This window comes from Actinospica robiniae DSM 44927 (assembly GCF_000504285.1).
GTDB lineage: Bacteria > Actinomycetota > Actinomycetes > Streptomycetales > Catenulisporaceae > Actinospica > Actinospica robiniae.
Genome location: NZ_KI632511.1, coordinates 4454903 through 4470725 on the forward strand (window position 1 = coordinate 4454903; position 15823 = coordinate 4470725).

9 protein-coding genes and 1 pseudogene are annotated in these 15823 nt (G+C 69.6%); 1 reads left to right on the top strand and 9 read right to left on the bottom strand.

All coding sequences use genetic code 11. The features are described 5' to 3' along the window. Positions 1–55: 55 nt before the first annotated feature. From ppdK to ACTRO_RS18890, 5 genes and pseudogenes are all read right to left on the bottom strand, one after another. Positions 56–2758: a pyruvate, phosphate dikinase gene (gene ppdK, locus ACTRO_RS18875; RefSeq protein WP_034264771.1), complete on the bottom strand. Its 2703-nt coding sequence runs from the start codon at positions 2756–2758 to the stop codon at positions 56–58. A gap of 78 nt (positions 2759–2836) precedes the next feature. Then, positions 2837–3325, bottom strand: a complete 489-nt coding sequence (locus tag ACTRO_RS48995; RefSeq protein ID WP_211244333.1) for a LutC/YkgG family protein — start codon at positions 3323–3325, stop codon at positions 2837–2839. Positions 3326–3429: 104 nt separating this feature from the next. Then, positions 3430–3522: pseudogene (locus tag ACTRO_RS51045) on the bottom strand ((Fe-S)-binding protein); the annotation flags it as partial. Next, a complete protein-coding gene (locus ACTRO_RS18885) occupies positions 3513–4523 on the bottom strand; it encodes an aldo/keto reductase (protein WP_034275553.1) in 1011 nt (336 codons plus the stop codon). The gene ACTRO_RS18885 and the pseudogene ACTRO_RS51045, both read right to left, overlap by 10 nt. Positions 4524–4591: 68 nt before the next feature. Continuing rightward, the gene (locus ACTRO_RS18890) at positions 4592–5956 is read right to left on the bottom strand and encodes an enolase C-terminal domain-like protein (protein ID WP_034264776.1); all 1365 of its coding nucleotides are present in this window, start codon (positions 5954–5956) and stop codon (positions 4592–4594) included. A 551-nt stretch (positions 5957–6507) separates the two neighbouring features. Here ACTRO_RS18890 and ACTRO_RS18895 point away from each other — a divergent pair. Continuing rightward, a complete protein-coding gene (locus ACTRO_RS18895; RefSeq protein ID WP_034264780.1) occupies positions 6508–7200 on the top strand; it encodes a FadR/GntR family transcriptional regulator in 693 nt (230 codons plus the stop codon). 88 nt (positions 7201–7288) lie between these two features. Here ACTRO_RS18895 and ACTRO_RS18900 read toward each other — a convergent pair whose 3' ends face one another. From ACTRO_RS18900 to ACTRO_RS43545, 4 genes are all read right to left on the bottom strand, one after another. Further along, complete coding sequence (locus tag ACTRO_RS18900) at positions 7289–8338, bottom strand: ABC transporter permease (RefSeq protein WP_034264783.1); 1050 nt, start codon at positions 8336–8338, stop codon at positions 7289–7291. Continuing rightward, positions 8335–10038, bottom strand: a complete 1704-nt coding sequence (locus ACTRO_RS18905; RefSeq protein ID WP_169739924.1) for a sugar ABC transporter ATP-binding protein — start codon at positions 10036–10038, stop codon at positions 8335–8337. Before ACTRO_RS18905 ends, ACTRO_RS18900 begins: the two co-directional genes overlap by 4 nt. A 44-nt stretch (positions 10039–10082) precedes the next feature. After that, positions 10083–11237 carry a sugar ABC transporter substrate-binding protein gene (locus ACTRO_RS18910; protein ID WP_051451050.1) on the bottom strand — a complete coding sequence of 385 codons (1155 nt, stop codon included), beginning with the start codon at positions 11235–11237 and terminating at the stop codon, positions 10083–10085. A 422-nt stretch (positions 11238–11659) separates the two neighbouring features. Continuing rightward, entirely contained in the window at positions 11660–15700 is a 4041-nt protein-coding gene (locus tag ACTRO_RS43545; RefSeq protein ID WP_157436329.1) for an Ig-like domain-containing protein, read from the bottom strand. Positions 15701–15823: the final 123 nt, after the last annotated feature.

Sequence of the window (15823 nt, forward strand, 5' to 3'; positions counted from 1 at the left end):
CCCGTATGACCGGATCCGACCCGCGCTGCTGTCACGCGGGTCGGATCCATTTCGCTTACGCGCGCGGGTTTCGCACTGCGGCGCGGGCTGCTTCGAGCCGTGCGACCGGGACGCGGAACGGGGAGCAGGAGACGTAGTCGAGTCCGACGTCGTGGAAGAAGTGGACGGAGTCGGGGTCGCCGCCGTGTTCGCCGCACACGCCGAGCTTGAGGGCAGGACGGGCTTTGCGGCCTTCTTCGGCGGCGACGGAGACGAGCCGTCCGACGCCGTCGCGGTCGAGGGTCTCGAACGGGCTGACGCCGAAGATGCCGCGGTCGAGGTAGGCGGAGAAGAAGGCTGCTTCGACGTCGTCGCGGGAGAAGCCCCAGGTGGTCTGGGTCAGGTCGTTGGTGCCGAAGGAGAAGAACTCGGCGGCTTCGGCGATCTGGCCTGCGGTCAGGGCGGCGCGCGGCAGTTCGATCATCGTGCCGATCAGGGCGCGGATGTCGGCGCCGGTGGTCTCGGTGACCTCGTCGAGCACCGAGCGGGCCTCATCCCGGATGATCTCGAGTTCCTGGACGGCGCCGACGAGCGGGACCATGATCTCGACGCGGGCGACACCGCCGGCCTTGGCCACCTGCGCTGCGGCCTCGGCGATGGCGCGCACCTGCATGATGAACAGCCCCGGCACGACCAGGCCGAGCCGCACGCCGCGCAGGCCGAGCATCGGATTCTGTTCGTGAAGCTTATGCACCGCTTGCAGCAGACGTAGGTCCGCTTCGCTGTCTTCCCCGCGTGCTTCGGCGACAGCGACGCGCACCGAGAGTTCCGTCAGATCCGGAAGGAACTCGTGCAGCGGCGGGTCGAGCAGGCGCACCGTCACCGGCAGCCCACCCATCGCCGTGAGGATGCCGACGAAGTCGTCGCGCTGCATCGGCAACAGCTCAGCGAGGACCTTGCGCCGCTCGGCCTCATCCTCGGCCAGGATCAGGCGCTCAACCAAGGTGCGGCGTTCGCCGAGGAACATGTGCTCGGTGCGGCACAGGCCAATGCCCTGCGCGCCGAATCGCCTCGCGCGGGCCGCGTCGTCTGGGGTGTCGGCGTTCGCGCGCACGTACAGCGCGCGCTTCTCGTCCGCCCACGTCATGATCCGGTGCACGGCGCGAACCAACTCGTCCGCGTGGGCGGAATCCGGACCGAGCCGTCCTTCGAAGTACTCGACGACCGGAGAGGGCATGACCGGCACCTCGCCGGCGTAGATCGCGCCGGACGAACCGTCGATCGAGATCAGGCCGCCTTCCTCGATCACCAAGCCGCTGGGTGCGGTCAGGCGGCGCGCCTTCGTGTCGACGTCGAGTTCCTCGGCGCCGCACACGCAGGTCTTGCCCATGCCGCGCGCGACCACAGCCGCGTGCGAGGTCTTGCCGCCACGTGAGGTGAGAATGCCCTGCGCGGCGATCATGCCGCCGAGGTCGTCCGGGTTGGTCTCCCGCCGGATCAGGATCACGCGCTCACCAGACCGGGACCACTTGATCGCGGTGTACGAGTCGAACACGGCCCGCCCCACAGCGGCACCGGGCGAGGCGTTCATGCCCGTCGCGATTCTCCGGGTTGAATGTGACAGTGGGGTGCCCGACAGGTCGAACTGAGGGAACATCAGCTGCGCGAGCTGATTGCCGTTCACGCGCTCGAGCGCCTCGTCCGGCGTGATCACCTCCTCGTCCACGAGGTTCGAGGCGATCAGGAACGCCGCGGCCGCCGTGCGCTTGCCCACCCGCGTCTGCAGCATCCACAGCTTGCCGCGCTCGATGGTGAACTCGATATCGCACAGATCCCGGTAGTGGCTCTCGAGCACGCTCATGATCCGCATGAGCTCGTCGTAGCTGGTCTTATCCAGATTTTCGAGCTCGGTCAGAGACAGGGTGTTGCGGATGCCCGCGACCACGTCCTCCCCCTGCGCGTTCGCCAGGTAGTCGCCGTACACGCCGGAGTGCCCGGTGGCCGGATCGCGGGTGAAGGCCACTCCGGTACCCGAATGGGGACCGAGGTTGCCGAACACCATCGCGCACACGTTCACCGCGGTGCCCAGATCGTGCGGGATGCGCTCCTGACGCCGGTAGAGCATCGCCCGCTCGGTGTTCCAGGACTCGAACACGGCCCTTATCGCCAGGTCCATCTGCTCCCGCGCGTCCTGCGGAAACTCTCGTCCCGCCTGCTCCCGCACGATCGCCTTGTAGGAGTCCACGAGTATCGCGAGATCGGCGGCGTCCAACCCCGTGTCTGCTGTCAAGCCCCTGGCGCGCTTGGCGGTCTCCAGCGCCTGCTCGAAGTGCTCGCCGTCGATGCTCAGCACGGTCTTGCCGAACATCTGGATCAGCCGTCGGTACGAGTCCCACGCGAACCTCGCGTCGCCGGCCACCTGCGCCAGGCCCGAGACCGACGCATCCGAAAGGCCGATGTTGAGCACCGTCTCCATCATCCCCGGCATGGAGAACTTCGCGCCGGAGCGCACCGAGACCAGCAGCGGGTCCTCCGGGTCGCCGAGCTTGCGGCCCATCCGGGTCTCGAGGGCGGCGAGGTAGTCGCCGACCTGCGCGTCGAGGCCGTCCGGCGCGTGCCCCTCGGCCAGGTAGGCCCGGCAGGCATCGGTGCTGATGGTGAAGCCGGGGGGCACCGGCAGGCCGAGATTGGTCATCTCGGCGAGGTTCGCCCCCTTCCCGCCGAGCAGATCCTTGAGGTCCTTATGACCTTCGGTGAAATCGAAGACGTATTTGACCATGGCGAAGCGACTCCTGAGGGCGAAACGGAGAGAGGGACGACGAGGGGAGTTCACAGCCGGGTCCGCACAGATTTGGCTTCACGCTCGCTCCGTGTCCTCGTCGGGTTCGATGACGACGATGTGCAGGGTGCGCGGGCCGTGTACGCCCTCGACCCTGGTGTTCTCGATGTCGCTGGTGGCCGAGGGTCCGGAGATCATCGTCAGCGGCGCGCGCGGGTCGAGCCGGGCGATCGCGTCGGGGACCGTCGCGACGATGCGCTCGGCCGGGACCAGGCAGAGGTGGTAGTCCGGCAGGAGGGTCAGGCCTCTGCGACCCTGGCTCGCGCTGCCGTCGAGGACGATGGTCCCGGTCTCGGCGATCGCGAGGGCGCAGGTGGAGAGTACGCCTTGCAGGGCCTGGAGGCTGCGCGCAGACAGCGCGGGCTCGTCCCAGACCGCCGTGTCCGCAAGGGGATCGGGGAGATACCGCTCCGGAAAGCCCGGCGGCACGCCGACGGCGGAGATCCCTCGCGCCGTGAGCAGCGCGGTCACCGTCGCGGCCACCTCGTGCGAGGCGACGCGCTGCACCTGGGCGCGGTAGTCGGCCGCGCGGTCAGCGAACAGTTCGATCGCGTGCGCGCCGGAGCCGTGCTCGGCACGCCGGTACTCGCGCGGAACGGGGACGTCCTCGCGTGGCCGAGCCGTTCGAGCAGGCGCACGACGGCCTTGCCCGTCTGCGGGTACAGGGTGTCCGCGAGGCAGGTGATGAACAGGGCTATGCGCATCGCGAAGCGCTCCCCCTCGATTCGGGCACCGGTACGGTTTCGGGCAGCAGTCCAGCGGCCCGCAGCTCATGCCATGCCTGCGGCGGGACCACCGCCGCGGCCTGCTGCACCGCGTCGCGTACTTCGCCGGCGCTGCGCGCGCCGATCAGGACACTGCTGACGGCGCTATGTCCGGCCGGGAACTGCAGGGCCGCCGCGCGCAGCGTGGACCCGTGCTTCTCGCACACGACCTGCATGCGCAGGGCGCGGGTCAGCACGTCCTTGGGTACGGCGCCGTAGTCGTAGGTCGCGGCGCGGTGCGGGTCGGCGAGGATCCCGGAGTTGAACGCGCCGCCGACGACGACGGACACGCCGCGTTCCAACGCGGCGGGCAGCAATTCGTCGAGGCCGGACTGGTCGAGCAGGGTGTAGCGGCCGGCGAGCAGGACGACGTCGATATCGGTCTCGCGCACGAACCGGGCCGGGAGCGCGGCCTGGTTCATGCCGATGCCGATCGCGCCGATCACGCCTTCGGCTCGGAGTTTCTCAAGCGCGGGATAGGCCTCGTCGAGTGCTTGGACGGCGTGCTCGTCGGGGTCGTGCAGGTAGACGACGTCGATGCGGTCGAGTCCGAGCCGGCGCAGCGAGTCGGCCAGGGAGCGGACGACGCCGTCGGCCGAGAAGTCCCAACGACGCCGGTGCGTGACCGGGACGGCGAAGCCGTTGGCCAGGTCGTCCCCGTCCGGGTGCTGTACGCGTTCGAGGACGCGCCCGACCTTGGTGGAGAGCGTGTAGTAGTCCCTCGGGTGGCGGCTCAGCGCCCGGCCGAGCCGCCTCTCCGACAGGCCCAGCCCGTAGTGCGGCGCCGTGTCGAAGCTGCGGATCCCGGCCTCCCACGCCGCCGCGATCGCGCCCTCGGCGGCCTGGTCGGTGACCGGGGCGAAGAGGTTGCCGATTCCCGCGGCACCGAAGGAGAGTCCGGTGACGTGGACCGCGCTGCGGCCGAGGCGGCGGGTTCTCATCGGCGGATCCGCGCGGACCCGGGCCGACTCGTCCCCGGCCGCGCCGGCGCGCAGTCCGGTCGGCTCGCTCATTCCGTCACGGCCCCGGCGGCTTCGGCTGCTGCCGCTTCGGCGGCTTCGGCCGCCCAGAACGTGCCGTGCGGATAGACGTACCGCTCCACCGATTCGGCGAGCATCTGCGCTGAGAACCCCGGGATCCGCGGCGCCGCGTAGTGTCCGCGCTCGATGACGACCGGGTCGAGGAAGTGCTCGTGCAGGTGGTCGACGTACTCGATGGCGCGGTCCTGCACGGTGTGCGAGAGCGCGACGTAGTCGAACATGGACAGGTGCTGCACCAGCTCGCACAGGCCGACGCCGCCCGCGTGCGGGCAGACCGGGATGCCGTGCTTGGCCGCGAGCAGCAGGATCGCGAGGTTCTCGTTGACGCCGCCGACGCGCGCGGCGTCGAGCTGCAGGACGTCGATCGCCTCGGCCTGGATCAGCTGCTTGAAGATCACCCGGTTCTGCACGTGCTCGCCGGTGGCCACCTTGACCGGGGCCACTCCGCGGCGGACGGCCGCGTGGCCGAGGATGTCGTCGGGGCTGGTGGGCTCTTCGATCCAGTAGGGGTCGAACTCCGCCAGCGCCTTGACCCACTCGATCGCCTCGCCGACGCTCCAGCGCTGGTTCGCGTCGACGGCGATGCGGATCTCCGGCCCGACGGCCGCGCGGGCCACGCGCATGCGCCGGACGTCGTCGTCGAGGTCTGCGCCGACCTTCAGCTTGATCTGGGTGAACCCGTCGGCCACGGCTTGCTTCGCGAGACGCTCCAGCTTCTCATCGCCGTAGCCGAGCCAGCCGGGCGAGGTGGTGTACGCCGGATATCCGCGCTCACGCAGCGCCGCGGCACGCTGCGGCGCGCCCTCCTTGCCCCACCGGAGCAGGTTCACCGCTTCGTCGTAGGTGAGCGCGTCGCTGATGTAGCGGTAGTCGATCTGGGCGGCGAGCCACTCGGGCTCGGCTTCGGCGAGCAGCTGCCACAGCGGGAGCCCCTCGCGCTTGGCCGCGAGGTCCCAGGCGGCGTTGACGACGGCGCCGATCGCCATGTGCATCACGCCCTTCTCGGGTCCGAGCCAGCGCAGCTGGCTGTCGCCGATCAGGTCGCGGCTGAGGTCCGCGGGGTTCGCGCAGAGCGCGGCGACCGGACGTCCGACGACGTGCTCGCGCAGCGCCTCGATCGCGGCGACCTGGACGTCGTTGCCCCGGCCGATGGTGAAGGTGAACCCGTGCCCCTCGAGGCCGTCGCCGGCATCAGTGCGGAGCACGACGTAGGCCGCCGAGTAGTCCGGATCCGGGTTCATCGCGTCCGAGCCGTCGAGCTCGCGCGAGGTGGGGAACCTGATGTCGTACGTGTCCAGCGCAGTGATCCGCGCCCGTGCCGCGTCGGTGCCCATGGCTCAGGCCTCCCGGCGCGTCGAACGCTGTGCGGCAGACCCGTGCAGGCGGCGTGGCCGTCTCATCGTGATTCCTCTTTCCCGTTTTCCGGCCGAAGGGTCCGCATCGAGCTGCCAGACATCCGATCCACGGCGCCGGTCGACCCTTAGTCTCACGCACCCACGGCCCCGGACTACGCAGGCCACGGACACGCCACCGCCACGGAGCGTGTCGGCTGTGCGGCGTGAACATTACAATAGGTCCGATGAATTTGGAATGTCAATGGGGATCAGCGGCCGCGATGAGCGAACAAGCACGAGTCATCCCGCGCATAGGTCCGATCTCATGCCGAGCGGCTGGGCATTTGAGGGATTCACCGCTCTGGGGTTCCGACAAAGGTCCGCAGATACGCGACTGGAGCCATTCATCCCATGTATCATCGGCCTCGTTGACCGCGTGCGGCGGTCCAAGAGGCCGTGTCGAGCGCGCGGGGGTGCGATGCGCGCCCTCCCGGAGCCGATCCGTCGCCCCAGCTCACCCAGCCCTCGCGACTTAAGAGTGGAGAGCATCCATGTCAGTGACGGATGACGCCATCGCCCAAATCAAAGCCATGATCGTGGAGGGGCGCTTCCGGCCCGGCACCCGGCTGCCGAAGGAGGACGACCTCGCCGCCGAACTCGGCCTGTCGCGCAACTCGCTGCGCGAAGCCGTGCGGGCGCTGACGGCCATGAAGATCCTCGTCGTCCGGCAGGGCGACGGCACCTACGTCTCCAGCCTCGAGCCCGGACTGCTGATGGAGACCCTGGCCTTCGCCTCCGACGTCTCACACGGCATGACCGCGCTCCAGCTCCTGCAGACCCGCAGGCTGCTCGAACCGCAGGCCGTCGGGCTCGCCGCCCGCGTCATCACCGACGACCAGGTCGAGCAGCTGCGCGACATCCTGGACCGGAGCGAGCGGGCCCACGGCACCCAGGCGTTCGTCGAGCTCGACGCCGAGTTCCACCGCCAGATCCTGGCGCTGGTCGGCAATCCCGTGCTGTCCGTGCTGGCCCAGGTGCTCTCCACCCCGACCCAGCGGGTGCGGATCCTGCGCGGCGACCGGGTGGGCCGGGCGATCGAGTCCGTCTACGCCGAACACCGCGCCATCCTCGACGCGTTGGCCGCCCGCGACGTGGAGCTGGCCGTGGCGACGTCGACCGTGCACGTCGCCGCCGTGGAGCAGTGGCTGAGCGCCAGCCTGGGAGATCCGGCGCTCGATCGGTGAGCGGAAGAAGCCGGCGCACACGACCTGTATGACGAGAGCGGCGGCGGACCTCAGGGTTCGCCGCCGCTCTCGTCATACTCGGAACCGCCTAGGCTTTTTCGGCTGAGGATTCTCCGCCGACGACGCGGGCGAGGACGAGGGCGAAGAGGATGACGCCGCCGTTGATGGCCAGCTGCCAGTAGTTCGGGGCGTTGGAGAGGTTGATGATGTTCTGGACCAGCCCCAGCAGGATCACGCCGCTCGCAGCCCCGAGCATCGTGCCCTTGCCGCCCTGGAGCGAGACCCCGCCGATCACCGCCGCGGCGAAGACCGTGAAGATGATCCCTTCCTGGTAGCCCTGGTCCCCGGTGACCGAGGAGACCCGGCCGGCCTCGATCAGACCACCGAGCGCCGCGAGCACCGACCCGGCGACATACACGCCGATCTTGATGCGGTCCACCCGGATCCCCGCGGCACGCGCCGCCTCCGCGTTCCCGCCGATCGCGTAGATCGCCCGGCCGGTACGGTGATACCGCAGGAACAGACCCGCCGCGATGAACACGATCGCCGCGACCACCAGGGAGACCGGGACCTTGCCCATGAACTCCGCCCCGATGTAACTGAACGCCGAGGGCAGCTGATACGGGGACTGACCCTGGACACTACCGTTCTGCAGACCGGCGAGCAGCACCGTCATCCCGAGCGTCACGATGAACCCGTTCAACCGCGCCTTGACGATCAGCAGGCCGTTGACCAGGCCCACCGCCGCACCGATCGCGAACACGATCAGGATCCCGATCACCGGGTTGAGCATCAGCCCGGAACCGAACGCCGCCTTGGGCACGATCAACCACGCCGCGATCATCGGGGCCAGGCCGTAGGTGGACTCCAGGGACAGGTCCATCCCGCCGATCAACAGGATCAGGCTCTCGCCGACCACGGTGATCCCGAGCGCGGAAACCTGCTGGCCCACCCCGGAGATCAGGTTGTCCGCGGTCAGGAACACCGGACTGATCACCGCCCCGACCACCAGGATCACAACGAGCACCGGCAGCAACGCCGCCTCACGCACGAAACCAAGGGCCACCGGGCCGCGATCACCCCGGAGGGACGGTCGAAGCCTCGCCGCCGGGGCCGCAGGTTCTTGGGTCTGGGTCACTGGGAATCTCCTGCTTCACTGGTGGCGTGCGCACTGGGACTCCTGCGCACCCCGTCTTCGGCTCCACTGCCTTCTGCTGCGCCCCGGGCTCGCCGGTGCGTACCGCCCTGCGCGCCCGATCCGGCGCCCACGCCCTCGATCGCGGCGATCATCGCGGTGCGGTCGAGCCGCCCGCCGGGCACTTCGAGGACGATCCGCCCGCGCACCATCACCAAAACGCGGTCGCAGTACGCGAGGTCGTCCAATTCGTCGGTGGCCAGCAACAGCCCGGCCCCGGCGTCCGCCGCCCGGCGCAAAGCCCGCAGCAGCAACTCCTTCGAGGCCACATCCACACCCCGCGTCGGGGTGATCGCCACGATGAGCTTGGGATCACGGGCCAGGGCACGGGCGACCGTGACCTTCTGCTGGTTCCCGCCGGACAGGTCGGAGACATGCTGACCGAGCGAGGAAGCCACCACCGCGAGCGCATCCGCCCACGGCTGCGCGGCCGTCGAGACCGTGCGGGGCGCGAGAAGACCGGTCAGCCGGGCGGAAAGGCGGTCGGTGACCGACATGGTCATGTTCTCGGCTATCGACAGGCCGCCGACGAATCCCGCCGCGCGCCGGTCCTCGGGGATGTAGCCGACGCCGGCCTCGAGCGCGGCGGCCCGGTCACCGGCCGGCAGCGGCGATCCGTCGAGGACGAGTTCGCCCGACTCGGCGACGTCCACACCCGCCGTGATCCGGCCGAGGCCGACCACGCCGGAGCTGATCAGCCCGACCACGCCGACGCTCTCACCCGGCGCGATCGAGAGCGAGACGCCGTTGAGATCTCCGTACGGCGACTTGCTCGCCAGACCGCGCAGTTCGAGGATCGCACCGCCCGACGCCTTGCGCGTCGCCGCGTGGATCGGCATGTCCTCCACCGATCCCGGGGAGGTCTGGAGCTCGGCCTCCGGGCCCGCCGCGCCCCACACCGAGCCGTGCACCATCGCGTTGACGAGGCCGTCTCCGGTCAGTTCCGCGGTGGGGGCGGCGAGCACGAGCTCGCCGTCCCGCAGCACGGCGACGTCATCGCAGATGTCGAAGACCTCTTCGAGGTGGTGCGAGATGTAGAGCACTGCCACGCCGGAGTCCACCAGCTGGCGGACCCGGGTGAACAGCCGCAGCACCGCGTCGCGCTCGAGCGCCGCGGTCGGCTCGTCGAGCAGCAGCACCTTGGTGCCCAGGGCCACGGCCCGGGCCAGTTCCACGATCTGGCGCTGTTCCACGGACAGGTCCCGGCACAGGTCGCCGGGATTGACCCCGCTCCCCCACTCGCCGAGCACCTCGCGGGCCTGGGACTTGACCGCCGCCCAGTCCACCCGGGTGCCGCTGCGCGGCAAACGCCCCAGAAAGACGTTCTCGGCCACGGTCAGCTCGGGCACGATCATCGAGTGCTGGTGCACGGTCGCGATGCGCTTGCGCCAGGCGTGCACCGCGCCCGCCGGGGGCGCGGCCTCGCCGTCGAAGGTGACCTCCCCCTCGTCCGGCCGCTGCAGGCCGGAGAGGATGGAGATCATGGTGGACTTGCCGGCGCCGTTGCGCCCGACCAGGCCCAGACACCGGCCCGGGGCGAGCGTGAGATCCACCCCGCGCAGCGCGCGGGTCGAGCCGTAGCTCTTGTGGATCCCGCGCGCCGCCACCGCGGCCGGACTCAGCGTTGTTGCCTCAGAGTTCACAGCCAACTACCTGTCCGTCGTTGTTGCCAGGAGTTCCGGACGCCTCAGGACGCCGCGCAGACGCCGCCGTGAGCCGCGCCGTAGACGTTGCCCCACAGGGTCTGGTCCGACACCGCGGTCGTGGTGAACGACGCCGGCAGGCCCGCCTCCGGGGTGGCGAGGTTCAGGTTCAGCGCGTCGTTGGTGACGAACGGGGCCACGATCGGGTCGGCCAGGTTCGTGTCGCCGTTGTAGGTGACGTTCTCCAGGGTCGGCGCGCCGCCACCAGGCTGACCGGCGGAGAGCTTCACACCCTTCGCGGCGTCGATCGCGTACTGCAGCGCGTACTTCGCGTACAGGTCCGCCGGCTGCGACTGCGAGGCGTCGAGCGTGCCCTGCTGGATGTCGCACATCTCGAAGGCGACACCGTCATCGCTGACCATGATGACGTGGTTGGCGTCGCCGACCTTGCCGTAGCCCTTGGCCTTGAGCAGCGGCAGGATGCCGGTGTCGGGGCTCGACCACTGCGAGTAGATCGCCTTCAGCTGGCTGCCGTACGCGTTCAGGGCGTTCTGCGCGTCGGTGACGGCGGTGGACTCGGTCCACGCGGTCGGGTCCTTCAGCAGCTTGACGCCCGGGTCGTTCTTGGTCATGCAGTCGTTGAACGCGTTGCTGCGGTCGCCGCCGTTGGAAGAGGTCAGGTCGCCTTCGAGGTCGAGCACGTACCCTGACTTGACCTTCGAGGATATGTAGGCGCAGGCGTCCTGGCCGTAGAGCGTGTTCGAGGCACGCACCACCATGTAGACGTGGCCGGTGCCCACGATCGTGTCCACCGACACCAGCTGCACGTTGTGCGCGGCCGCGTAGGCGATCGCCGGGCCGAGGCTGGTGGCGGTCTCCGGGTTCACGATGATCGCCTTAGCGCCCTGGTTCACCAGCGTCTCGATCTGCTGGTTCTGCAGCGAGGCGTCGGCCTGGGCGAGGTCGGGGCCGAGCAGCTGCACCCCGTCCTGGCTGGCGTACTGCTGCTCGTACTGGATGTACGCGGCCCAGAAGGCCGTGTTGTTGTACGTCAGGGAGACACCGATCTTGATCGGACCGCTGCCGCTGGTCGAACTCGCGCTGGAGGTTCCGGGAGCCTTGGAGGAACAGCCTCCGGCAACCAGGGCCGCAGCGGACACACACGCTGCGAAGAGAGCGGCCTGCCGACGTATGCGCATCGAGACCTCCGTTGGTCATCGAAGCCCGGGCACATTGCCTGAGCGAAGTGGGACCACGATAGGTCCGATGAATCACGCGAGTCAATAGGTAGGTCCGCATCGAAACCTTGGCGAAGACGATCACTCCGCCGGTATAGGTCCTACCTCTCACCGAACCCTCATCCTCGGCTCGGCGGCCATTCTCAGCCGCGCTCCCGGCCGCGTCAATCCATGGTCTAGACCCGTATGGTGCCGGGCGGATACGCCCGCCACCAGGGCTCGCGGTCGTATCCGCCCGGCACCCACCGGGCGGGGCCGGGCGGACAGGCCGGTGTGAGGGGCCTGGAACGCGTCTCAGACGCGTTCCAGGCCCCTCACGGTCGAAGACCTGCCTTAGGGCCCGTACGAGCCCTAACCGGCATTACTGCCTTGCTAAGCCGCCGTCAGGACGCGACGGTGACTTGAACCGGCGCTGAGGTCACCGGGCTCGAGGTGAGATCGGTCGCGATGGCGGTCAGCGTGAGCGGGCCGTCAACGAGAGCGGTCGATGCCGAGCACGACCACGTTCCGCTGTCGGACGCCGTCGTGGTGCACAGCGTCGAACCGGCACCGGTGACGGTGACCGTCGCGTCCGGCTCGCTCGTCCCGGTGACGGTCGGCGTGGACGTGACGGTGTCTCCCGCCGCCGGACCGGTGATGGACACCGCCGGCGGGAAGTCCGTGACGTTCGCGACGCCGTCGCCGCTGATGTCCACCACCACGCTGTGGACCGTCACCTGCCCGCTGCCGTTGCGCAGCCGGAAGTCGGCAGCGGAGTGCTGCAGGCCGCCGAAGTACGCGTCGTTCGCGGTGACCGTGGCGGTCTTCCAGGTGTTGGTGTTGGTGAGCGGAATGCTCGGACTCGCCGCCGAATACGGGTCGCTCGAGCCGTTGTCGAACTGGACCTGGAACGAGCCGGTTCCCTGGTCGTAGTAGGAGACCGTGAACTTCGCGGTGTAGTCCCCGGCGTGTGCGATCGAATCGTCGATGTTGAAGTAGATGTTGCTGTCGGTGCTGGTACGGGCGGACAGGCCGCCGATGTCAGAGGCCGTGGTCGGTCCGTCGAAGCCGCCGGACGGCGTCTCGTCCTCGCTCATGCCGTAGGCCACGTTCGTCGCGCCGACGACCGAGGCCACCACCGCGTTGCCGGGCGGCAGGTCCGAGGCGTAGAAGCTGACCGCACCCGAGTTGGCGCTGACCAGGCCCGTGGGGTCGGTGGCGGTCGCGGAGACCGTCACCTTGCCGGCGGTGAGACCGTTGGCCGGCGCGCAGCTCCAGGCCCCGGCGTCCGAAGCAGTGCCGGTGCACAGGGTGGCCGAGCCGCTGGACACGGTCACCAGCCCGTCCGGTTCGGCGGTGCCGGAGATCGACGAGGCGAGCTTGGCCGTCGCGCCGCTCTTCGGCGAGGTGATCACCGGCACCGGCGGGAACTGCGCCCCGGCGGGCACGGCCGGGCCGGTGACGGACACCGCGACGCTGTGCGCGGTGATCGGTCCGTCGGAGTCCAGCCGGAAGTCGGCACCCGCGTTCTCCAGGCCGCCGAAGTAGGCGCCGGTGACGGAGAACGTCGCCGTCTTCCAGGTGTCGGTTCCAGTCAGCTGGATCGTCCCGGCCGTGTGGTCGGGGTCTGCGACGCCGTTGTCGTATTGCAGCGCCACGCTTGCCGTGCCCGCGTCGTAGTAGGACACGGTGAAGGTCGCGCCGTAGCTGCTGGTCGCGGCGACGGAGGGGTCGATGCCGAAGTACATGTCGTTCTCAGTGCCCGAACTCGCGGCGCCGGCGGCGTTCACCGTGCTGCGCGCGCTGAGCCCGTCCACGTCCGAGGCCGTCGTCTGCGCGGCGGTCGAGCCCGCGTAGTCGACCTGGGTGACGCCGTCGCTGACGTTCTTGCTGCCGAGGACGGTGCCGACCGTGGCGGTGGTGGCCGGACCGGCCGCGTCGAGGCCGATCTGGACCTTGCCGAGGTGCTTGTCCGCGGTCGGGGCGGTGCCGGTCACGGTGGCGAACGGCAGGCTGGTGGTCGGCGCGGACGGCTGCTCGACCAGGTAGGACTGGCCGATGACGGCCGGCACCGTGATGACGGCGGCGGTCGTGGGCTTCACCACGATCCGGTGCGTCCCGGTGCCGCTGACGACCTCGACCTGCTGGCCCGGCCACGGGTTCTCCACCTGGAGCGAGCCGCTCGAGCCGGCCTGGATGGCCGCGGTGACCAGCTGGCCGTTCTCGACCTGCACGTCGACCTTGTCATTGTGCTGCACGTAGACGGTGCCGCTGGCGTCCCAGTCGCTCGGCACGGCCGGCGCGAACCGGATGATGCCGTCGTAGTCCTGGGCCAGGGCCTCGTCGACGCCGGCCGCGACGGTGGCCGTCTGCTCCATGTACGGCTGGTATCCGACGCTGCTGCCGATGTCGGAGAAGCCGTTCGGGTAGACCTGGTGCGAGGTGGTCAGCGAGACGAGGTCGCTCTCCACCTGGCTCGGCTGCTCGAGCCGGGCCGCGTCGATGGAGTCGAGCGACCAGTCGTTGCCGCCGACGTTCGGCCGGTGCGTGTAGCTGCGCTGCTCGAGCGCGAACATGTTCGTGTCCTGGTCGCTCACGTCGTTCCAGGGCCACAGCGGCTCGAGCTCGATGTTCTCGCCGTTCTGCCGAGAGGCGGCCGGCTGGTAGGAGATCGCGATCATGTCGTTCCCGGTCGCGTCCGCGGCCTGTGCCTCGGCCGCGGTGTAATCCGGGTCGAGCAGCTGCTTACGGGTCGCGTCGTCGGTCCGCGGGTACGGCGGGATCTCGTTGTCCGCCTGGGCGAACCGGGCCAGCAGCGGGTCCTCGGCCGAGGTGTCGCCGACGAGCTTCGCGGCCTGCGCGATGATCGGGAGCATGGCCTGCTCGGCGGCGATGTCGGTGGTCGGGTCCTGCACGGCCCACTGGGTCTCGTGCGCGTTGGCGACGCCGTGCAGCAGACCGTCGGTGCCGACCTGCTGGTAGGCCACCAGGAACTGGACGGTGGCCTCCATGAACGGGAACGCCCGCTTGAGGAACGCGAGGTCGCCGGTCGCCTGGTACTGCTCCCACATGTAGAGGGACAGCTCGGAGCCGCTGGTGATGTCGAGCGCGTTCCAGTTGGGCGAGCCGGGCTCGCTGCACGCGGAGTTGGCGCCCGCGGCGGTCGAGCCGCCGTTGCCGTTGAAGCGCATCACCTCGGGCACACAGGCGCCCGGGAGGCCGCCCATCTGCTTCGTGGTCCACGCCTCGATCGACGAGAGGTCATTGATGTACATGTCGAAGATCGGCTGGTTCAGCTGGTACTCGCCGGCGCTCATGTTCGCCGATATCTCGGCGCGCATGTTCCACAGCCAGTACTCCGACGGGGTCCAGGTCTGCTTGTCCTGGCTCCAGTCGAACATGTCGGCGTCGCCGGCCTGGTTGCCCGGGTAGGTGCCCGCCTTCTCCGAGGCCGCCTCGTCGTAGAGGTAGAGCGTGCGCAGATTCTCGATGTAGGCGGCGCTGCCGTCGGCGGAGTTCAGCTCGACCGAGCCGGACTTCGCCCAGTAGGCGCCCCACCACAGCTTCTGAACGGCCGTCAGCACCGGCTCGGGCAGAGCCGCGTCGAGGCCGAGCAGCTTCTGGGCGGTCGAGGCGGCGTTACCGCCGGTCCAGCTCGGCGCGGCGACCACGACCCGGAACGAGCCGTCGGCCTTGGGCTTGAAGCTGGCCTGCACCTTGACCGGGCTGGCCACCGAGACGCTCAGGTCGCGCGCGCCCGCGGTGATCGCGGCCAGTGAGCCGAAGGTCTGGCCGCCGGAGCCGTCCTCGGAGTTGTCCACCCAGGTCTCGGAGAGCGTGCCGACGTTGCCGGAGACGGCGGCGGTCGGGTTGCGGCCGGACCACAGGTTGATCGACGCGGTCTGGGCGACGTTCGGGTTCGCGCCGGTGACGTCGACGATGAGTTCGTCCTTGACGGAGGAGACCCACGCCTTCATCGTCATGCCGCCGCCGGACTCCTCGAGCACGCCGTCGGTCAGGTCCAGCTTGCCGCTGAAGTCCGAGGCGTGCGAGATCACCGACAGGCCGGGGATCTCGAGCTGGCCCGGGGACTTGCGGTCCGGCATGGTGTCGGACCGGTTGAGCTGCGCGGTGAATCCGTTCGCGGCCCAGGCCGCGACGCCGAGCGTGCCGTTGCCCAGCGGGATGGAGGCGGTCGGGTTGATGTTCGGCTGCCCCAGCACGATGTCCGAGCGGCTGGCCACGCCGTCCGGGTTGAGGGCGAAGAGCCCGTCGTGCCACGCCGTGCTCGCGGAGCTCGTGGCGGCCTCCGCGCTCGGCGCTACGCCCAGCGAGACGAGGCTGGCGGACGCCAGCAGAGTGGTGACCGATGCCGCGAGCAGAGAGCGGGATCGGGTGCGAAGGCGCGGGGACTTCTGGAACGGGGGTGCGGGATTTCCTGGCACGAGGGCCTCCACAGCGCGTGCGGGCACAGCCTTGGGCTGCACGGGCTAAGCCGGCGGTCCGGCTAATCTGGGCGAGCATTGGCCCGATGAATCAGGGAAGCGCCGTCGTCCCGGGTCACGGCC